This is a genomic window from Mucilaginibacter lappiensis (genome assembly GCF_900155965.1).
Classification (GTDB): Bacteria; Bacteroidota; Bacteroidia; order Sphingobacteriales; family Sphingobacteriaceae; genus Mucilaginibacter; species Mucilaginibacter lappiensis.
This window is the reverse complement of sequence record NZ_FTMG01000003.1, coordinates 200,507-220,948: the sequence shown is the minus strand read 5'-3', so window position 1 is coordinate 220,948 and position 20,442 is coordinate 200,507. Positions and strand designations below refer to the sequence as shown.

The 20,442-nt window shown below is 40.9% G+C and carries 21 protein-coding genes and 3 tRNA genes; 4 read left to right on the top strand and 20 right to left on the bottom strand.

Going from position 1 to position 20,442, the window contains the following annotated elements; genetic code table 11:
* Window positions 1-32: 32 nt before the first annotated feature.
* The 7 genes from BW976_RS08245 to BW976_RS29310 all read right to left on the bottom strand — a co-directional run bounded on the left by BW976_RS08245 (window position 33) and on the right by BW976_RS29310 (window position 8,392).
* Window positions 33-1,217, bottom strand: a complete 1,185-nt coding sequence (locus tag BW976_RS08245; RefSeq protein WP_076372804.1) for an alpha/beta hydrolase-fold protein — start codon at window positions 1,215-1,217, stop codon at window positions 33-35.
* A gap of 752 nt (window positions 1,218-1,969) precedes the next feature.
* Complete coding sequence (gene topB, locus BW976_RS08230) at window positions 1,970-3,835, bottom strand: DNA topoisomerase III (RefSeq protein WP_076372310.1); 1,866 nt, start codon at window positions 3,833-3,835, stop codon at window positions 1,970-1,972.
* A 681-nt stretch (window positions 3,836-4,516) separates the two neighbouring features.
* Entirely contained in the window at window positions 4,517-4,741 is a 225-nt protein-coding gene (locus BW976_RS08225; RefSeq protein ID WP_076372308.1) for a DUF4287 domain-containing protein, read from the bottom strand.
* Window positions 4,742-4,856: 115 nt separating this feature from the next.
* Entirely contained in the window at window positions 4,857-5,720 is an 864-nt protein-coding gene (locus BW976_RS08220; protein WP_084192119.1) for an alpha/beta fold hydrolase, read from the bottom strand.
* A 178-nt stretch (window positions 5,721-5,898) separates the two neighbouring features.
* A complete protein-coding gene (locus tag BW976_RS08215) occupies window positions 5,899-6,807 on the bottom strand; it encodes a ribose-phosphate diphosphokinase (protein WP_076372306.1) in 909 nt (302 codons plus the stop codon).
* 7 nt (window positions 6,808-6,814) lie between these two features.
* Complete coding sequence (locus tag BW976_RS08210) at window positions 6,815-8,227, bottom strand: nicotinate phosphoribosyltransferase (RefSeq protein ID WP_076372304.1); 1,413 nt, start codon at window positions 8,225-8,227, stop codon at window positions 6,815-6,817.
* Window positions 8,228-8,230: 3 nt separating this feature from the next.
* Window positions 8,231-8,392, bottom strand: a complete 162-nt coding sequence (locus BW976_RS29310) for a hypothetical protein (protein WP_175614075.1) — start codon at window positions 8,390-8,392, stop codon at window positions 8,231-8,233.
* A 188-nt stretch (window positions 8,393-8,580) separates the two neighbouring features.
* On the opposite strand from BW976_RS29310, the gene BW976_RS08205 reads away from it, so the two are divergent.
* Window positions 8,581-9,228 (top strand): hypothetical protein, encoded by a 648-nt coding sequence (locus BW976_RS08205; RefSeq protein ID WP_076372302.1) that lies wholly within the window; start codon window positions 8,581-8,583, stop codon window positions 9,226-9,228.
* Window positions 9,228-9,944 (top strand): DUF3307 domain-containing protein, encoded by a 717-nt coding sequence (locus BW976_RS08200; protein WP_076372300.1) that lies wholly within the window; start codon window positions 9,228-9,230, stop codon window positions 9,942-9,944. The genes BW976_RS08205 and BW976_RS08200 overlap by 1 nt, the downstream gene beginning before the upstream one ends.
* 81 nt (window positions 9,945-10,025) lie before the next feature.
* On the opposite strand, the gene BW976_RS08195 is transcribed toward BW976_RS08200, so the two are convergent.
* Both BW976_RS08195 and BW976_RS08190 read right to left on the bottom strand, forming a co-directional pair.
* A tRNA-Lys gene (locus tag BW976_RS08195) sits at window positions 10,026-10,098 on the bottom strand.
* 133 nt (window positions 10,099-10,231) lie between these two features.
* On the bottom strand, window positions 10,232-11,248 hold the full coding sequence (locus BW976_RS08190; RefSeq protein WP_076372298.1) for a WD40/YVTN/BNR-like repeat-containing protein: 1,017 nt from the start codon (window positions 11,246-11,248) through the stop codon (window positions 10,232-10,234).
* Between the two features lie 181 nt (window positions 11,249-11,429).
* Between BW976_RS08190 and BW976_RS08185 the strand changes: the two genes are divergently transcribed.
* Together BW976_RS08185 and BW976_RS08180 are read left to right on the top strand one after the other, a co-directional pair.
* Window positions 11,430-11,513 (top strand) — tRNA-Leu (locus tag BW976_RS08185).
* 60 nt (window positions 11,514-11,573) lie between these two features.
* Window positions 11,574-11,657, top strand: a tRNA-Leu gene (locus tag BW976_RS08180).
* A 24-nt stretch (window positions 11,658-11,681) separates the two neighbouring features.
* On the opposite strand, the gene BW976_RS08175 is transcribed toward BW976_RS08180, so the two are convergent.
* From BW976_RS08175 to BW976_RS08130, 11 genes are all read right to left on the bottom strand, one after another.
* On the bottom strand, window positions 11,682-12,137 hold the full coding sequence (locus tag BW976_RS08175; RefSeq protein ID WP_076372296.1) for a hypothetical protein: 456 nt from the start codon (window positions 12,135-12,137) through the stop codon (window positions 11,682-11,684).
* Entirely contained in the window at window positions 12,134-12,385 is a 252-nt protein-coding gene (locus tag BW976_RS08170) for a hypothetical protein (protein WP_076372294.1), read from the bottom strand. The genes BW976_RS08175 and BW976_RS08170 overlap by 4 nt, the downstream gene beginning before the upstream one ends.
* Window positions 12,382-12,846, bottom strand: coding sequence for a lysozyme (locus BW976_RS08165; RefSeq protein WP_076372292.1), 465 nt, complete (start codon window positions 12,844-12,846; stop codon window positions 12,382-12,384). The genes BW976_RS08170 and BW976_RS08165 overlap by 4 nt, the downstream gene beginning before the upstream one ends.
* Entirely contained in the window at window positions 12,846-13,073 is a 228-nt protein-coding gene (locus BW976_RS08160) for a hypothetical protein (protein WP_076372290.1), read from the bottom strand. The genes BW976_RS08165 and BW976_RS08160 overlap by 1 nt, the downstream gene beginning before the upstream one ends.
* Window positions 13,046-13,231: a hypothetical protein gene (locus tag BW976_RS29015; RefSeq protein ID WP_139332249.1), complete on the bottom strand. Its 186-nt coding sequence runs from the start codon at window positions 13,229-13,231 to the stop codon at window positions 13,046-13,048. The genes BW976_RS08160 and BW976_RS29015 overlap by 28 nt, the downstream gene beginning before the upstream one ends.
* A 245-nt stretch (window positions 13,232-13,476) precedes the next feature.
* Complete coding sequence (locus BW976_RS08155) at window positions 13,477-14,430, bottom strand: acyltransferase family protein (RefSeq protein ID WP_076372288.1); 954 nt, start codon at window positions 14,428-14,430, stop codon at window positions 13,477-13,479.
* Between the two features lie 16 nt (window positions 14,431-14,446).
* Entirely contained in the window at window positions 14,447-15,301 is an 855-nt protein-coding gene (locus BW976_RS08150; protein ID WP_076372286.1) for a hypothetical protein, read from the bottom strand.
* Window positions 15,302-15,303: 2 nt separating this feature from the next.
* On the bottom strand, window positions 15,304-18,045 hold the full coding sequence (locus tag BW976_RS08145; protein ID WP_076372284.1) for an SGNH/GDSL hydrolase family protein: 2,742 nt from the start codon (window positions 18,043-18,045) through the stop codon (window positions 15,304-15,306).
* Window positions 18,045-18,668 (bottom strand): DUF6712 family protein, encoded by a 624-nt coding sequence (locus BW976_RS08140; protein ID WP_076372282.1) that lies wholly within the window; start codon window positions 18,666-18,668, stop codon window positions 18,045-18,047. The genes BW976_RS08145 and BW976_RS08140 overlap by 1 nt, the downstream gene beginning before the upstream one ends.
* 145 nt (window positions 18,669-18,813) lie before the next feature.
* Entirely contained in the window at window positions 18,814-20,097 is a 1,284-nt protein-coding gene (locus BW976_RS08135; protein ID WP_076372280.1) for a hypothetical protein, read from the bottom strand.
* Window positions 20,094-20,369, bottom strand: a complete 276-nt coding sequence (locus tag BW976_RS08130) for a hypothetical protein (protein ID WP_076372278.1) — start codon at window positions 20,367-20,369, stop codon at window positions 20,094-20,096. The genes BW976_RS08135 and BW976_RS08130 overlap by 4 nt, the downstream gene beginning before the upstream one ends.
* Window positions 20,370-20,442: the final 73 nt, after the last annotated feature.

The following is a 20,442-nucleotide window of genomic DNA, read 5'->3' as shown; positions in this document are numbered from 1 at the left end:
TATCAAAAATATACTTTTAGAACCTACTTTACTCAATTCATATTACTTTCTAATTTCTTTAAAGTCTCTTTTCCGCTAGTGTTGCCAGGATTCAGCTCAATTGATCTTTTGTAATTTTTGATGGCTAATACTTTATTGCCATTTCTCATGTAGGCTTCGCCCAGGCTATCATAAGCGTTTGAGGATGTTGGGTGTTTCTGTACATTTTCTTTAAATATCCCGATAGCCTCATCCATGTTTTTTAAGTTCAATTGCTGATAGCCACAATTGTTCAGGAGATCTTCGCTCGGGTTTATCGTATAACCAAACTCATCAGATAGTTTGCTGAAATGAGCATTTATATCCGTCATGGACATTTTAATTTGGCTATAATAGTCAATAAACCAGTTGCTGTAAATAAACCTCAACCCGTCATAAACGCTTTTATAAGTAACCGAAAAATGATTTTCATCCGGATATTGTTCAAATTTCCAGGTAAAGGAGGTTGGAGCAGTGGTTTTTAATACCAGCATTAGCGAATCCACCTTTTGTCTGTTCTCGTTTCCTATCGAAATAAAGTTTTTTCCTCTCAGTTGCTGGTGACTTTGCAGGAACGGTGCAAAATCGGTCAGGATTTTTGTATTGCCCCCATAAATTGCCGGGCTTATCAGGATATTGGCCTGGAAAAGATCGGGAGCAGCCTCCTTGACATAAAGGGCAAATATGCCTCCTAAAGAATGTGCCGAAAGGATACGGTAGGGTTCGGTGCGGTAATTTTTATCGACATAAGGCACCAGTTCATTTTTAATGAATTGCAAAAATTTAGGCCCGCCGCCTGTTTTGCCCATTTTGGTGGTATCCACTTTTCCATCGAAAAGAAGAGAATGTATGGGGGTAAAATCTCGGGTTCGATCTACATTTAAAATAGCCACCACAATCATTTGAGGCATCCGGTTGCGATCATAACCCGCTAAATATTCAACTGCTTCCGAAACGTATTTGAAATGATTGCCCCCATCAAGTAGGTACAGCACCGGATAGGTGGTTGATGTAGTGCTATAATCTGATGGCAGGTGTATCCAGATGGTTCGTTTTTCTCCTAAAAACTTGGATGTTAATACCACAGTTTTGTCGTTATTAACGGTAACACTGTCGGTTTGAGCAAATGAGGTTTTACCGCAGATTAGCAGCAAAAACAGGATAAGGATAATACGAATGGGTTTATAATAGGATATCATATAGCTTATATCATTAATGTGCTTAAACAAAGGAAATCAAAATTAAGGGTAGTTGGTTTTAAATCAGACTTAAAAATCTACTTGGCTCGTTTGCAACGAGTGCTTATCGTGGAGCGGCGATTGCATCGCCCGTGCGTTTTAAACGCAAACCTATATGAAGCACTCGTTACAAACCGCAGGTGTTGGGAAGATGAAAACAAAGACCCAAAAAGGAGTTTGGCTGAAGCCAATAACTTTTGTTTTGTAGCCCGTTGGTTAAAACTAACGGCAACGAAAGATGAAGCAGCTGTTTTTTATTCATTGCTGTCCCATTTATGGGACGGATAATAGCTGAATTTCCTGGCTGTAGCCTAAAACTAATCTTCCCAACACCTGAGGTTACAAACGAGCGCAAGGTTACGGAGGGACACATCTTTTTGAAAAATGTCATTTCGAACGAACAAGCATGGGCTCGTGTCTGGAGTGAGGAGAAATCTTCTGCGCTGAACGTGTTGATATGCAAAGTTCGTATCAAAAGTCGCAGAAGATTTCTCCCTTGGTTCGAAATGACATCTCTTTTTGTTTGATTTAGCTATAATGAGGGCTTTTAATCAAAAAAAGATGTGTCCACACAGTAGCCCCGTGGGGAGGGAACGTTCCTTGTAAAAACAAGTTTTGTCATGCTGAACGGAGTGAAGCATCTGTTCTGCTATTTGTATATTCAATAATGAATCCTTCGCTATGCTCAGGATGACAACGAGAACAAGGATTTTTTACGCCCTCTCCTTTGGAGAGGGCTGTGGTGAGGTCTCCTTGCGTTGCGCCATCAGGCTTTTACCTGCTACCAGCAGTTCCTGGGTAATGTTGCGGGTATAGGTTTTGATCTCCTGCTGAAAATCGTCAACAGAAGCACCCGAGCGGATCTCTTCCAGGCGTTTTTCCCAATTACCGGTCAGTTCTGCCTGGGCTATTTTCTGATCTTTTACTACGTGGTATACACTGAGTCCGGTTGGGGTGGGCACCAGGTTCTTTTTTTCGCGGATGATGTAATCCCGTTTAATCAACGTTTCAATGATGGATGCACGGGTTGCGGGCGTACCCAGACCACTATCTTTCATGGCGTATCTCAGTTCTTCATCCTCAATTTCTTTACCGGCGGTTTCCAGCGTTTTTAACAGCGAGGCTTCGTTATATAGTGGCTTGGGTTTGGTTTGTTTTTCGAGCAGGGTCTTTTCGGGTATGGGCAGGCGTTCGTCTTGCTGCACTTTGGGCAGGCTCGCGTTTTCTTCGTCCTTCTTTTCCTCGTCGGGGTCGTTCAGTACCGAACGCCATCCGGCCGAGCTGATCACTGTTCCGCTGGCGGTAAACAGTGAACCCGATTGTACGGTGATCTTGGTGATCTCCTTGATACATTCCTGGTGAAAGGCCTCCAGCATACGTGCGGCCACAAGGTCGTAAATGGCCTGCAGATCGCCCGATAGCTGATAGGGTTTTTCGCCGGTGGGTAGTATAGCGTGGTGATCCGTCACCTTTTTGGCATTCACGCTGCGTTTGTTAAGCTTTACCGTAGCCAGAAAGGCGGCCTGTTTGCCAAACTCCGGGTGCTCATAAAATTTTTCTACCAATGCGGGTACAGTGGCAAATACATCGTCGCCAATATAGCGGCTGCCGGTACGCGGGTAGGTGACCAATTTGCCCTCATACAGGGTTTGCAGCAAGCCAAGGGTTTGGTCGGCCGTAAAGCCTTTGCGTTTGTTGGCTTCTTGCTGTAAACTGCTCAAATCATGCAGTAACGGCGGCGGTTCCTTGCGGGGTTTGGCCTCTACACTTAGGATATGCCCGCCATTAGGAAAGCCCGATGGCACATCCTCCACCTTATCTACCACAGCCTGCGCTTCTTCGGTGGTTTTAAAGCTTTCGGTGGATATGGCCCTGAAAACCTGTCCGTCCTTATCTACCTGGATACTGACCTGGTAATACAGCTGCGGCACAAAGTTCTTGTTTTCGAGATAGCGTGAACAGATCATGGCCAGGGTAGGGGTTTGCACCCTGCCCAGTGAAAGCACTGCCCGGGTACCTGCCGAAATACTGAGCGCCTGCGTGGCGTTCATGCCCACCAGCCAATCCGACTGGGAGCGGCAATGCGCCGAGTTGAACAGCGTATCGTAATCGCTGCCGGGTTTCAGGTTGCGGAAACCTTCTTTAATAGCCTCATCGGTTTGTGACGATATCCAGAGCCTTTTAAAGGGCTTTTTGCATTTGAGGTAATAATAAATATAGCGGAAGATGAGTTCGCCTTCGCGCCCAGCATCCGTAGCTACAATGATCTCGGTAGCTTCATCAAACAGGGCCTTGATAGTGTTCAGCTGTTTTTTAACAGAGGGGTCGTCCACTATGCCATCCTTGGTTTTAACCTTGCGGATGCTCAGCTTAAACTTAGGCGGCAGCATGGGCAGGTTTTGAACACTCCAGCCGTAAAAACCATATTCCTGCGGAGGCGCCAATTGCAAAAGATGACCGAAGGCCCAGGTAAAAGTATATCCCTTGCCTTCCATATACCCATCCTTTTTGGTGGTAGCGCCAAATACTTTGGCAATTTCGCGGGCTACGGATGGTTTTTCGGCAATGATAACTTTCATGTACAGGAGGTCTCAAAATTAATTTGAGGGGCGAAAGTTAGACAAACCCAACGGTTGCTACAACGGATGTGGAAAAATGGGGACCTCACCCCGGCCCTCTCCAAAGGAGAGGGGCTTTATTGCAGAAGAATCGACCCGGTCATCGCTTCGCTCGACCACCCTCTCTTCACCTGCGGAGAGGCATCGCTTTGCATCTAAAACACGTCATTGCGAGGCACGAAGCAATCTCCGATAAGCAGGGCTGCTCTGTAAGTCGGGGATTGCCACACTGCGTTCGCAATGACGCGCGGGGAAGGAGGCCTGGAGAAAAGTTCTTGTTAATCTCCCCAATTTTCGGTATCTTTATATACATGTCAAAGCCCGGTTTTTTCTCTCAAAAAAGAGAAAACCGGGCTGTTTGGTTAAGGGAAATAAGACCCCAAAACCGACCGTTTGGTATTTAGTTATTTGATAATCAGATATTTAATACTTTTTAAACTTTTCAAAACATGCAAAAAATTTGTTAAAAAGTGTTAAAATCGATGGTTTTGAGTGAGTTTTCGACAGTTTTTGACCAATTTTTAGCCCATTTTCGACCTGAAAAGTGTTAAAATTAAAGGTTTAAAAAGTATTCACACAAAAAAAGCCCGCGAAAAACACGGGCATGGTGGTAGGATTTTTTGAATTATAATGGTAGCCGTTTTACTGGCTGCTTTCGTTCTTGATGCCTTTAAGCAAAGCGTAAATAGCCATAGCGTGACCGTGACCCAGTTCAAAATCGGTCTTAAGCCAGTTGGTAATATCGCCGGCCTTTACTATAAGTTCGCCTTTTTTGGTAAAGCCCTTTTCTTCGGCTAATTTTCTAAAGTCTGCGGCGTCTTTGCCGGTTTTAGCTTTGATGGTGGTAAGGTATGCTTGAAATGACATGTTCTTATAATTTATTTTACTATTGAATGCAGGATTTTGAATATCGAACATCGAAATTTTACTTCATTATTCAGTATTCCTTGTTCGGTATACGATATTTTTAATAGGTGTTTTTTTAATTGGATGCTGTGAGAAAGTCCTCAACAATCAGACTGAAACTTTCAACCTTCTTGCTACTGGCATTCGGAAAATAGGCCTCGCCAAAATACTCACCATGGTGACCCGGCAATATCGCCAACTGACCATGAGGCAATAAGCGCGACATTTCGGCGGCATGTTCGGGAGTAGGCAGGTCATGATCGCCAATGACCACCAGGGTAGGAGCGTGTATAGAAGCGATTTGTTCTTTGGTCCAGCCTTTAAATACGCTCATGCGTTGAACGTCTTTATTAAACATATTCATAAGGGCAGCCTGATCATTTATTTTCAGGTACTCGTCCTTGTAAATCTTTGGCATATCGCTGAATTTAGGGTTTTTGAAGCCTTCCCAAAAGCCTGTAGGTACACCATCGCGGCTATAAAAAGCTGAGGCTATAATGAGCCTGTCAACCAGTTTAGGATGCCTCAGGGCCAATTCAAGCGTTGTTTGGCCACCATTGCTAAAGCCTAATACGTCGGTTTTGGTAATGTTAAGTTGACGTAACAGTTCGGCAACATCATCAGCATCCTGGGTAAAAGTTTCGGGGGCGTCGCGGTCGCTGGTATGGCCATGAGCCTGCAGTTCAACGGCAATTACCTGGTGGGTTTTAGACAGTATGGGTATAATGCGGGCAAACGAAGTGCTGAGGGTTGAGCCGCCACCATGTATCAATACCAATGGTTTACCTGTACCATGAATTTCATAATACATTTTTATGCCGTTCACGTTGGCATATTTACCTTGTGCTATTGTTTGGGCTTGTGTCGCACTGCCGGCTGTTATCATGGCCATAATGATTAGTGGGATGTGGGTAAGTTTATTATTGATTGTGCTTTTCATCGTTGTAAATTTTATATCCAAATGTACAGCTGCCACGCTAATTGCTAAATGGGCATATCCGACAATTAAAGGGGCGCTTTGCGACAAAGCAGGGCAAAACTGGTACTATACAATAATTGGATAACTAAAACTACGGAATTGTTACGATGAAAAGCACTGATAAACCGGTTTGAATAGATTAGCCGATATTTTGACTGATCAATCCTGCTAAACTCCGTATCTCCGTAAAATCATCTGCTATATACTGAGTATTTACGTGCGAATCTGTACAAATGAGTTTTTTGATCAATCCGGAGTTCTTTAACTTATTGATACCGTCGTTTACAAAAAGTCCGTGTGTGGTAATCACGTAGATATCGCCCGCACCTGCATTCTTGTAGGTTTGCGCCGCATTAATAATGCTACCACCAGAACGGATCATGTCATCGTAAATAATTACTGTTTTACCGGATACATCGGCGTTGATGGCGCTTACTTCGGTATGGTCGCCTTTGAGGCGGCGTTTCAAGATAAAAGCTGCGTTTACGCCCATGTCATTAGCCAGGGATTCAACCCATTTTGCCCTGCCGGCATCGGTGCTGGCCATAACAAAATTGTTGCTGCCGTATTCGCGGGCGGCGGCTATCACAATATCTTTGCAGTAAACATGCACGGGGTACAGGCCATGTTCAAAATAATATTGGATACCTTCGGAGTGAAGATCAAACAATAAAACCTTATTACCGCGGTTAGAGCGGGGGATGCAGGATAATAGGCGGGCACGAGTTTTTGCAGTCACAATTTCGCCGCTTAACACCGCGCGCTCCATGGTAGAGTAACCGAAGTAGGGTATAACGAGGGTGAGTGAGTTGGCACCGTAGCTTACCAGTGAGGAAGCCAGATCATACAATTCCAACGTAGCCTGGTCCGATACGGTACCGCCTAATAGCACGACATCCCGGTCCTCAATATTGCAGGTGATACGCTGGTAACGCTCACCGTCGGTAAAGTGGCTTACTTCCAGTTCGCCTTTTTCAAACAGGCCGGAAGCTAATACTCTTTCGGCCAGGTATTCATAGTCGGTTATATTAAATAGTAACTTCTTCATATTGATATTAATTGGCGTTTGCCCTTACCTGTTCAAAACTGATGATATTTGTTAACTGACCGTTTTCAAAAACGATTTGTAAATGATCGCTTAGTTCTGTATAGTCTTGTTCTTTGACAGTTTTAAAGATGCCGTTTATTTTTACCAGTTTCAAACGACCGGCTTTGCTTTTTTTGAAACTTTCGGTAATGTTACCTTGCGCGTCCATCTCGGTAGGGCTTTTTTCAACAGCCACTTCCCGGCCATTGATCACGGCACTGCTGCATTTAAGCGCGAATTTTTGAGTATCGCGATCCACTTTTTGGAGTAAGGCCCCACCCATACCCAGCACCAGGTTTTCGGCGCTGATGCTGTTTTCTTTTAGTGTTTTGTAGATATTTTTGATCTCGTTATAATTAACGCCATCACCTTGTATTACCCGTAGTTGTGGCGGTAAAACTTTGTAGCCTTTGGCATTAACGGTGTACCCAAACTTGCTGAAAAGTATCTCAAATATCTCCAGTAAGGTCCTGATTGGGTCGCCGCTATCCGGGCGGATAACCAGGGTACCTTTACGGTTCAGGATCTCATCGCGCAGTTCGGTACCCCAGTACTCTTCGCATGCCCTGAATATGTTATAGCTGTCAGACACGCAGGCGATGGTGCCGGTAGGGAAGCTTTTCAATACATGCCGGAAAACCTCCAGCTCACCCTCTTTGCCCAGCAGGGTACAAATGCTATGCTCGGTTGCTGGAATGCTTAAACCATAAACTTTCTGGGCATCGTAATAAGTAATAGCCATGCTGCTACCAGCCAGATTATCGCTGCCGCTGAAGTTGATGAGATGTGCGGCTCCGCCTAGTTTGGCACTTTCCACGCTGCTTACACCGCGGAAACCAAAATCGTTCAGTACAAAATCAATCCCAGCTTCGGCTCCGTCGGTAGCGGTTTCCTGGAAGTATTGCGTGATCACTTTTCTGATCTGGTTACTAAGCGTAGCCACGGTGCATGGGTACCACACCTGCATCAGCAGGGTTTCTAAAAAGTTGGTGAGCCAATAACATTCCGGATCAGTGTTTTCAATGGTCATGAGCACATTGCCAGTTGGCACAGCGGTACCTTCGGCAATTGCTTTTATTTTGATAGGCAGATGGCCGTTATATTTATCCAAAATATATTGGAATTTGGCACGGTTAAACACATCGTCCCTGCCAAATACCTGTTGTAAAAAGCCGTCGGCCTCGTCAATATCTTGCTGGGTAAATGCTTGTCCTTGTATGTATTCTTTTAAAAAATATTGTAAACCAAAAAATATGGTTTCATCAAACAATCCGCCACGGCTTTCCAGGTAGCTGTATATTTGGGTGGTGCCGGGGTAGTAAAATTTATGGTGGGCGTATTTATATGCGTCAGCCAAAAGAATCAGATTTTCGCGTTTCATGGCTTAGTGTTTTAGGTATTTATTAATTATAAAATCGAACAACTCGTGGTGCTCATCACTGATGTTTCCCTCGGTGAGCATCTGCGGCACGGTAGGCTTTCTTTTTGAGGTATATCCGAATACAACCGCATCAACGGCTACTTTAATGTTCTGAGAAGCTGACATATCACAAAGTTATTAATATGTGTAAAGCAGTCAAGCGTGGTTTTATGGATAGATTGTTTTAAGAAAAAGGTTATAATTAATAATTATAACTATAATTGGTTATATAGTATAAATATAACTTTAATTGGTTATTTTATTTTGATATAAATAAAATAAGTTATAATTTAGTATGTGTTAATACGGATATTATGAAGATATATGGAGTTGTTACCGGAGATATTAAAAATTTCACCAGATTATCAGATCAAAAACGAGGTAAATTAGTTAGCGATACCGAGCAGTTATTAAGATCAATGGTTAAGCAGCCTCTGGATGCTGCAATATTCAGAGGGGATAGCTATCAATTTATAGTGAATGATATAGGCGAGGTTTTAGATAAATGTATACGGTTGATATGTTGGTTTAGAATGAATTCTGACAAAGATAGTCCTTCCCGCTTGGGTACCAGACTTTCAATTGGAATTGGTGAAATAGCGTATCTTGGTAAAAATGTTCTGGACTCGGATGGGGAAGCGTTTCATTTTTCAGGAAGAAACTTTGATAAAATGGATAAAGAGGAGATCATCAGAGTCACTACCTCTGATGAGGCTAAAACCAATACATACCAGGTGATACTGATGTATATTAACATGATTGTGCAGGGATGGACGATAAATCAAGCAGAAACCATATATCAGCTATTAAGTATAGAGGATAGTACGCAGGACAAAATAGCAAAAGAACTAAAAATGAGTCAGCCGGCTATCGCCAAGAGCTTAAGGGCGGCAAGGTGGAAAGAAGTTGAAAAAGGTATTAGTTATATCAATAGAGATCTAAACAAGCAATATTTTACATAATGGAACTTGGCATTTTATTACGGTTACTGATGGCGCATCTGCTAGGTGATTTTTTGTTTCAACCTCAGAGTTGGGTAAAAGCAAAAGAAAGTAAAAAGGAGAAAGCTCCTCAAATGTATTATCATGTATTGGTGATAACATTAATAACCTATGTGTTTTTGTGGGATTGGAGCAAATGGTATATCCCACTCATTGTAATGGTAAGTCATTTGGCGATAGATATTTGGAAAAGCTATCGCCCCAATAGTTTTATTTATTTTCTATTTGATCAACTGTTGCACCTTGCTATTATCTTTCTGATTTGGATAGCTGTTTATTTTAACAGTTATTTGATAACGACATGGGTAATTAAATACCTAAACTCGTCTCATTTTTGGACGTTGGTATTATCTTATTATTTGGTAATTGGTCCGTTAGGGATTGCTATAGGTAAAGCAACCGAAAAGTGGCAAAAAGAGGCGGGTATGAATGCCGGTGGTTTAAGCAAAGCTGGCATGTGGATTGGGCGATGTGAACGGGTTTTAATATTAACGTTTATTATCAGTAATCAATATACAGCATTAGGTTTCTTAATGGCAGCTAAATCTATACTTCGTTTTGGTGATAAAGACGATCGAGAACAAAAAAAAACAGAATATATTTTGGTAGGTACTTTGATCAGTTTTTCGTCAGCCGCAATTGTTGGAGTAATAGTGAACTATATTATGAAGGCTTAAATACAAATCAGAGGAAAAGTATAGAAAACGGGTTTAAAAATGTCTTAAATGCAAAAAGCCTCACATTTGTGAGGCTTTTTGTGATCCCGCTGGGATTCGAACCCAGGACCCCAACATTAAAAGTGTTATGCTCTACCAGCTGAGCTACGGAATCTTTCTTTTAGCTTCTTCGATAGTGTTATCGTTTCCGTTTAAAGTGGTGCAAATATAGGAGTATTTGATATATGGCGCAAGTCTTTTTTTGAATTAATTTGCAAGTCTTTTTTAAGGCATTCATTGCCAATAAACTACATTTTTAAAATTGCAATTTTGCCTCCATTTCCAGCAAGTAAAATCATTTTTCCGTGTTTGGCTTTGCCACAAACATTAAAACTCGTGCTGTCTATCTGCCTCCAGGTACGACCGCCATCGGTAGTAATATTACTTCCGGAAGTACCGGTGGAAAGAAATATATCATCTTTAATATATTCCACACATGACTGAAAACCCGAAGGCACCTGAGTTGGATTGTTGAAAATAGGCGGGTGAGTAGTGAAAATAGTGGCTACTGAATCTGTTCTTTTATCATTTTCATAATCACCGCCAACCACGATGATCTTATTTTTTCCGGCTGCTAAAGAGAATGCTCCCTGACTGGATTTTGAATGAATCATGGGAAGATTGACATAATTATATTCAGTAACATTATTTGTGGTGGAGATTATCCTACTGTTTTTACCTCCAGATACAATAAATAAATTTCCGTTATATACCCTGAAACAAGTTCCACTGGCTGCAAAAGCCGCTTCACCCGGCAGAGCAATAGGAGGATTAGATACATTGGCCCACGTTTCACCGCCATCCTTAGTTTCCATCAGCAAAAACTTGTCTTTAATGGGATCTCCAAGGATGTACCCATGTCGTTCATTTGCAAAATCCATGGCATCAAAAAAGTAAGTGGTATCAGTTTTTCGATATTTTTCCTGCCAGCTTTTACCGCCGTCGATAGTTTTTAATACTAATGATGGCGCACCAGAGCTCATGATGATCGCTTCTTTATCTGAAAAAGCTTCAATATCCCGGAATTCGGATTTTTCATAACCTTTTATTTGTTCCCAATCCCATGTTTTTCCTCCATCGTTGGTTATGGCGATGTATCCTTTACTACCACTGATCCATGCTGTTTTGTCATTTACAACAGATAAACCTCTAATACTTGTAGGTTTATCTTGCTGTAAAAGTACAATGCTTTGGGATTTTGTAATTGATGATAGCAATAGGAGAGGAAATAAAATGCTGGTAATGAGGTGATATCTTGTTTTCATAGAATAGGATAAAGAATGCAGTTTTATCCGAAATTAATTGAAAAACAGGCAAATGACAATTAGTTATCAATTTTTATATTATTTAGATTGCAATTTGATTGAAACGATTATATTTGCACGCTTGTTAATTAATTGATGTCGAAAATCGCTTCATGGCAATCTTGAAGCATCAAAACAATAAGCCCGGATGGCGAAATTGGTAAACGTTGCGGTCTCAGAAGCCGTTGAGAATTGTCTCTTGAGAGTTCGAGTCTCTCTTCGGGCACGCCTGATTTGATTGAGTAGCCTTAAGTAATTATTTAAGGCTACTATTTTTTAATAAAAAGCCCAGGTGGCGAAATTGGTAGACGCACCATCTTGAGGGGGTGGCATTCGTAAGGATGTGGCGGTTCGAATCCGCTCCTGGGCACACCTCAAAATACTAACATTGGTTTTATTCTTCAATCGCTTTGAATTTATGTTCATAATACCACTGCGATAAAAGTACACCATCACTCCAGCTTAGTTTCCCATCAGCCGCAAGTTGTGCCACCAGTATAGATAGCTGATGGAGAATCCCTGGCTTGATGTTTTTGTCCATAGTTTGTATAACCGAGGTTGCTGCTTTTACAATAAGATCTGGTTGTGTTAGGTTTAAGGAACTTTCAACCAGTTTTAATTCGGTTAAGAAAATAGGGAGAGATACCCGGAGCTTATCTTTAATCGTATTATCAACAGTTCCAGGAATAATAGACGTGAAAATATCCGCAATAGGAGAATCAACAAAGTTTTTGATATTCTCTGTTATCGTGATCCCGATTTGTAATGCAGTTTTAATTTCTGACGGAAGTCCACCAAAAAGGATTTCAATCTGGTTCCAGATCTTTTTTAAAAATGTGTTTAAGCTCATCGTTTTTTATTGTCTTTAAGTTTGTTTACATCTTGTTGTAATATGGCCACCTGGCCCTCTAAAACCTTCAATCTTATTTCATTGACACGGGATTGGATTTCTTGGGTTGAGCGGACATCTTTGATATCACTCTTCAATTGAAAATAGGTTGTCATCACCGACATAACTATGCTGATTGTGCTGAGTACAGTCACCAGGATATTTTTAAGGGTAATGCCCTTAATTTCGCGATGTTCAATAGTTGTCATGGTTGTTTGAATAAAGCGCTTTCTTTAGCGCGTCTTTTTGTTAATGTGTTGTTTAATATCTTTTTACCAGTTTTTGGATCGGTAATTTTATTCCACGGAGCAAACCAATTAGCAGCTGTAGCATAATCTTTTTCATTCAGCTTTTTTAATAAAGTAGAATGTAACAGTGCGTTTGTGCCTAAATTATAAGTGAAAGACACCAAAGCATCATATTGATTTTGGGTAAGCGGCACAAGCACATAACTATTTACCGCAGCCTCATACTGGCCAAGTGTATCCATCAATAGTGAATTTGCTTGTGCTTCGTTATTGAGTTTATCACCCGGTTTTATCACTTCACCATGCTGATATCTTGTTGATCCATACCCGATAGTCCATATCCCAGCGATGTCTTTATAAGCATGTAGCACCAGGCCCTCGAAGCTTTTGATGAGGGCAATACCGTTTTTACTAATCTTCATTATTGTATAGGTATTATGTTTTTTGCTGGAGTAAACAGATTTTTGCCCAGGTAAGCTATGCCTGCGGCTACCGCTGTATGCCATATAGTGGTGAAATCAAATGAAAACCGACCTTGTTGAACAGACTCTGCAACCAGGGTAAATACCGCGCTGATTACAGTTACGATTAAGCCTTTAATAAAGTCTTGAGTGTTTAGACTTAAAAAGTTTGAAGTTGTTTTTTGCATAGCTTATTTTTTAAGGAGTAAATACTATCGGTTATAGCTCCGGCAACATTGAGCTTTTTTACACTGTCAAGAGCCGCATGCTCGAGTTTGTGCTGCCGCTGGGCCACGCACGAGGAAAGCATGGCGAAGCCCCCGATAAAAATTATATATCGTTTCATGGTAATTGATTTGGAGAGAAATGCCCTTTGATTAAATGTGTATCTGTTAAGGGTGAATTTGGAGCGGTGGGTAAGTTTGCTTTATTGCCTAGTAAAGTAATTGTAAAATCGGCAAAACGATTTTATTGCTTTTTGTTGCCCAGGCATGAAGATGTTTAATCCAGTAATTGAACTTGATTAAAAGGTTGAGAAGTAAAGTTGCAAAAGCTATATGTAACCGGAAATAAGACTATTTGTGACTTTTTTTATGCTTGTAACGGGTATTTTATTTTTTTTGAAAACTTAAAACAAGGCTCTTCAATTAATTTATAGAATGCGTAGGCAACTGCGATACTTACCAGCATTCCACATACAAATGCGAGTGCTTTTGAAGTTAAACCATGGGGTAATAACCCTCCTAAATATATTACCATTCTACTACCAACAATATCATGAGTGAGATATAGGGAAAAAGATATTTTTGAAAAAAAACTGACTATAGAATTATTCTTTAAAGGTAATGCCAGCAGTACCACTGCAATTACACCAACCGTTATTTCCAGTAATCCGTTTTTAAATGCTCCTATCGTGGCAACAAACAAAGCTAACAAAGTTACTTCTAGTAAACTTTTTATGCCCCTTATATATAAGAAATAGAGTATACCTAAGGCGAAAAAGGAGAGAAGATTAAACAATAATGTACCTGGAATTGGAGCAAGTAATGGTATTAAACATAATATGGGCAATACCCATACTCCCCATTTTTTTACTAACAATGGAAAGAAAAGAGCTATGAATAAATAATATTGAAATTCAACACCCAATGTCCAGTAAATAGGGTTAAGTCCCGGACGGCCTAAGAAACTATTTAAATATCCTAAATGAAACAATACATTAATCCAGTCTATTTTATATTGAGAAACCCAAAATGAGTTAACTACCAAAACCAAGCCTATAGAAACAATGTAGGGAGGTTCAATTCTTATCACCCTCTTATAAATAAATTTACCAACCATTGATAAATTATATCCTTCTGGCATTGCCCAACATATGATAAAGCCTGATAAAACAAAGAACATCTGAACTCCTAGCCAGCCATATTTTAGTACAGGAACTGATTTACCTCCTAAGTGAAAAGTTGCGACCATCAAAGATGCTATAGCTCTAATATAATCTACCTGAGGTATATGCTGTTTGGGGTTACTAAAAACTTTAGGCATTCACGAATATATGTATTTAACCCAATGTAACAGCGTATAAAAGGCTAACTCCACCAAAAAACAATCTATGATTAGATATAACAGGGTCAGCAACTACTAAGGTCGCAGGTGGAAGGTTTAAGTTTTGTATATATCCAAAATCTGTTGCCGTATAAATTGAAGATGCTCCGAAATTTGCTGTATAAATTCTATTGTTAGGCAAGTTAGGGTCGGCAGTAGCATCAAAGGCACCTGCTGAAATTGTTTTAAAAGAATAAGTTAAAGTTGCCATATCTACTACTATAACGTCAGGATATCCATTAGTGAATATAAATATCTCGTCAGGTCTATTTGCGTTACGCCTGACCTTTCCTAAAGTCGTAAACAGTGGATCAATTATTTGCTGCTTAAGGGAGAAATTAGTAGCATCAAAAATTGCTATAGTGTTTTGATTCGTCGTTGCTAATACTTGATTTCGTTCTAGAGCTTGATCGAATTCAAATCCACCACCCAAATAACCTGATATAAATACGCTATCATTATTATTTAAAGTTAACGTTGTTCTGTCAATAAATTTAAATACAGAATCATCACCAAAATTGTACACCACTATTCGGTTATTAACCGGATTTGGGTCGACTTTTATAAAGTAAGCCGATTGAAAACCGTCTATAACGTTTGTTCTAGTTAAGGTAGTAATATCATATACCCACACCTCTGCGCCAACGCACACAAACAGCCTATTATTAAGCGCATCAATACACATATCTCTAGAGCCGGATATTGGTTGTGGATTAAGTGGTTTAACAATACTTGCATTTGACGTGTTGAATTTAAATATGGAGCCATTTATACCTAATAATTGGCCTCCTGTTTTATACATTGTTCCCATAATTATGCTACTGCTATTGCGGTTTTAATCCAGTCTGTACTGTTAATTTTTTCATACATTTTGTTTACTCCCCGAACATGCTGCCCGATTACTGCCGAAGGGAAGGCTGTTTGAAGGGCTGCGCTTGTTTTATCGCCACCGGTGTCATCTATAGTCCCTATATAATAATCCAAAATAGAAGGGGGGAGATTTAATGACCGTACCCATTGATTAAGCCCTATGCATTTATATCGATAATTGCTATCCGCGCTTTCCTGGCCTATAACTCCGGGGACTGTTGCCACGCCGGTTGACCAATCTGCTCCAGTTAAATTAGTAGGTGCAACAAAAATGTTTACTACATCATAGTTTAACACTGGGCCCGTTGACACTACACTTACTACTTTTTCGGTAGAGCCACCAGGTAAACTGGGCAAAGGATAACCTACACTCGGCAATGTTTTATTTAACAGACTTTTTAAAAATAATTGATGACCGAAGGCTGTAGGGTGTATCCCGTCTGCACTATGACTGGTACTATTTGGATCGTATCCATTATTATTAGGATCATATATAGTTACCGGATAACCGGCGAATTGAGCGACGGCATTTTTTATAGCTGTATTTACTTCAGCTGTTTTTGTTTTACTGGCAAGTCCGGCTGAAGCGGTATAGTTCGCATCAGATCTTTCCGGCACCAAGGCTACAAAAGCAGGTGGGTATATATTACAGTCACCTAAAAAGGCTATGTAATCAATGATGGTTGGTAGGTTGTCAGTTGTGGTGATTTTAATTTCAGTACCTACGTATTGGCTCTTAATTAATACCGGGTATGGTGTTATACTGTTATCATAATTAAGTACATCGGTAATCCCGTTTGTTTTGCCCGTTGGTGAATAGGTACATACAACACTACCGCCTATGGAAACTGTAAAGCCACCCAATGGATTAGTTCCCGATCCATCATCTGCATAAGTGCCGATAACTAAAGGTGCTCCTGTGCTGCCAATTGTATAGGTAGAGCCTGCGACGTTGGAAGAAATACCTTTTGAAGTTGAGCCTTGATTAGGAATATAAGCAGCTTTTCCTCCGTGTACGCTGGTATCATAATCTGTCCATGCTCCTGTTTTCTGTATGAAGGGGTAATTACCTGCAATTATTACCTCTGTAAAATTACTCACCAAAGCAGAGCTTAAACAGCCAAATATCTTTGAGCAATTTTTAACGTTATCAGCATTTTGAAAATCATTAAATCCCATTTCAATTAGGCTGATAACATTCCTATTGGCTAATACAGGCATATTGGCATAATATTGTCTTAAAGCAGAAAAGCTGTTAGTTGCAGATTGAGCCCGGTTATTATAGGTTTGCATGCCTGTCATTTGACCAAACAGCGCTCCAAATGGGAAATCCGGCAGGTTAATGGCATATCCAGCCGAAATACTTGTGCCAAATACTTCTACATCCTTACCTGCATTTGTTGGCAAAGTTGGGTAAGGGTCAATTATACCACCACCACTATCAGACATGTCAATCCAATGTGTATCACCATCGGTATTGCTTGTTTTTGCTAAAACCTGACCTGCTGTTCCTCCTGTCGGTATTTTAAGCAGTGCACTAAACTGCGCTTGTAGTTTGCCTATGGCCTGCAATATGTTATCGGTAGCCAAAACAGCGGTATTAGTTAAAAAGCTAATGCCTGTTAAAAGCGTATTTAATACTCTGGCAGCGGTAAAATACTTATTTGTAATGCCTTCGGGTACATTATCCGTGGTGCCTGGTGAGGCAACAAGTTGGATATAGGCAGATCCGCTCCAACGGTACTCCAAATTGGTATCAAGTGTGACATAAATTTTGCCGGTTTCTCCCATTGTCGGTAAAGTAGTGAAGCTGGCAAATTCCAGTACATCATCTACATAACTTGGTAACTGAGATGCGGCAACTTTTCCTGTACCATCTAATCCTGCATAACCATTGGGCTGATTCTTGTTTGCGGAGTTTTCCGGCGTGTATCCCAGCTCATATATCAAAGAAAACGGTGCTGGCCATATACCCCCGGTTTTGGGCCCGAACATATTATAAGTACTAACATTGATGTAGAAATCGCCATCAACTCCATCGCTAAGGTTTGATGGTGCGGTGGTGCCATGTAATATGGTATTGCCATTTGCTCCTTTTAAGCGAATGCCAGCTGGCCACGCGCCGGCTGATTTTGGACCAAATATATACTGAGTGCTTGTGTTGTAGTAAAAGTCGCCGTTTTGGCCAATAGCTACTGTGGGGTCTATTGATCCGTTAAGTACACTATTACCCCGCGGACCAGCAGGACCGGTTTGCATGGAAAACACCTGGTTCCAGACCCCTGCCGATTTCTTGAAGAAAATGCCGCTTGCCGTATTGATAAACGTATCGTTATTGTTGCCTACAGATGCTCCCGGGTTATTATTGCCGTATAGAACGGTGCCATCCATGATATTATTCCCTTGGGGCAGGGTGTAAACAACGCTCCATGTGTTGATGAGTTTTTGAGCAAAGGAGGCAGTGCTTGTATTTATAAACATATCGCCGTTTTTACCTGTATTATTAGGAGGTAATGCACTTCCAAAAGTAATATTGGCGCCAACGCTTAACTCCGAACCGATAAATTGGAGCAGCGTATCAAAAGCAAATTGATAATCAGTACCATTTTTTATTAGAACGGAATTGTCGTTTGCGTTAATGGTCGACGCTACGGGTAAATCGCTTATTTTTTTATCGTTTGCCATCAGTTTAAAAATTCGGTTATTGATAAATTATAGTTGTTATAAGTGCCGGGATAGTTGAAATCTGTTTTGTCGATACCTCTGATGCGGGGCCCGGCTTGTCGGGCGCTGTTGTTCTTTTGGTTATATCGCCAAAGCGGAAAATTCTCTTTGTTTTCCCACAGGAATTTCTCTACCTCATTAGCATGGGCATTTGCCGTGCTGCGTTGCTGTTGTACCAGTTTTACAATGGCTGAGGCCGACAATGGATCACCGTTTTCATGATGCTTAATTACCGGACCTGTAGGGGTATAGTGTATAGCGTCGTTTTCAATGAAACGCGCAAAGGTGAAATAAACGAGTGTTGGGGTCAGCCCTTCGTACAATATGATATGTCCGTATTGATCCAGGTATTTGGCGCCGTTGAGCAGGTTTTTGTAATGCTGTGGGGTTTCATCTTTCAGACTGCCATCCTCGTTAAAATAAGTAAGGAAATCATAGTAGAACGCGTGACCTAAAAATGGCTTTAGATCCAGGTCTTGGGCCTTTTTGATAAACACATTGAGGCGTTCGGGCTTTATGTTTACAGTAATATCCTCGTATTGCTGAAAAGTGGTTTTATTGATAAGATAGATCATAGGGTTCATTAGTTTATTGGTTCATTAAGTCATTGGTGTCATTCGGTCATTGGAGCCAGTTTATTAGTCCATTGTAGTATTTGTTCATAATCGATGAAACAATGACTTAATGGTATTAATGACCTAATGAAAATGAACCAATGAACGTTTAAGATCAGGGACACATAGCTTCGGCTTCTGCCTGTTTAAAACCAAAGGCGTGCACCAGGGTAGCTATTTTGTTTTTGGATGGAATATTTGATAGCAACAGATCATTGATACTGCTACCTGCTTTAACACCTATATTATCATCAGCAATTAGGGATGGCACAGGGATAATATTCCAGTTATCAGTCGGGTTAATGTTGATATGAAAATGACTGAATAGCTCGGAAAATGTTTCAGAAAGCTCCAACCTGTCGGGCGTGGTATTATCATTAAATTCAATAATGGCTTCTTTTTTCTCGCTGCCATTACTCAGGCCAGATGATTTCTCTGAGTTGATGAGCTCTTTGGGTACCGAAAAGCCTTTGATGATACGTGCTTCAACCGATCTTTCTGTTGTTTCAAATAGCTTATCATTATTTTGAATGGGGTAGGCTTTAAACTCTGGTTTAGTGCTTTCATCCTCGTACTCTATAACAATTATTTTTTGAGCACTTTTTGTCCCCTGAAAGGCGCCAAGATCTTTTTCCAGTTGCGATGGTGTGTTTATCCCTCCATATTCGTCAGTATCCGGCCGGCTATTATCTGCTTCTTCCCGTCGGGCCTGCATAAATAGCATGGTTGATGGTAAAAAGCCTGTGGTAACCTCACGGTTATTAAAAATCTTGATGCCGGCTTCAGTCTCAAAATCTTCCCAAACAGAGTCGGCTTCAATCAAAGGATAATCATCTACCTCAGGGTTAAAGTATAAAAGCTGACCTTTATAATGCTCCCAACCACCTGCATCAGCAACTTGCTGTTGAATTATTGTTGGATCGGGATTGTATTTATCCAGAAAAGTGATCTTGCTGCGCATGATGTTTTTCCAGGTTTTGCGCCCCCAATCCGAATACAGTGCGTATTTATCAGCGGTATCCTCATTATCGGTATCGCCCAGGCGTATATCTTCAAACTTTACATAATTTACCGACGATATTTTAAAATTAGCATTGTAGTTTGCATGAATACCGAAACCAGTGAACAGGGCTTTATCTGCGGCTAAGGCTTTTAATAGTTTGGCTAGGGTCAGCCCTTTTTCGTTCACAATTTGTTTACTCAGGGCTTTTACTTCAAAACCATTACCAGTTATGAACTTTGCTCTTTTGTTCCAGCAGTCTTTTGCTGTTGGCGAAGCGGCAACCAGCTCCAGCATACGCTGCGGATAGGCGTTATCCAAATCATAATTCAGGATGCCATAGGTTTGGTTTGGCCTTACCAATATTCTTCGCTCAATTTGCGGGAGATAGGTTTTCATAAACTTCCCTCACCTCCAGAAGACGAAGTTAGTGAAATCACTCCTTTTGTTTTCTTTGCTTTTTTAACTTCTACTTCATCTTCCTTTTCAGAAGTTTCCACTTTGGAGGCAGGAAAGGCAAACAAGCTTACTATGTGCGGATATTTCTCTAAATACCATTCTGCTTCTGCGTCACTAGTATTATGATTGCTGTGTACTGCCGCCGAGCCCGGGGCGAATTGGTGCTTGCCGGGCTTTAGGATATATTTTTTTGTCATAAGATCATTAGTCATTAGGTCATTAGTTGATGTTGATGAGTTTGATGGTCATTAGCCATTTTATAATGACTAATGACCGAATGACGCG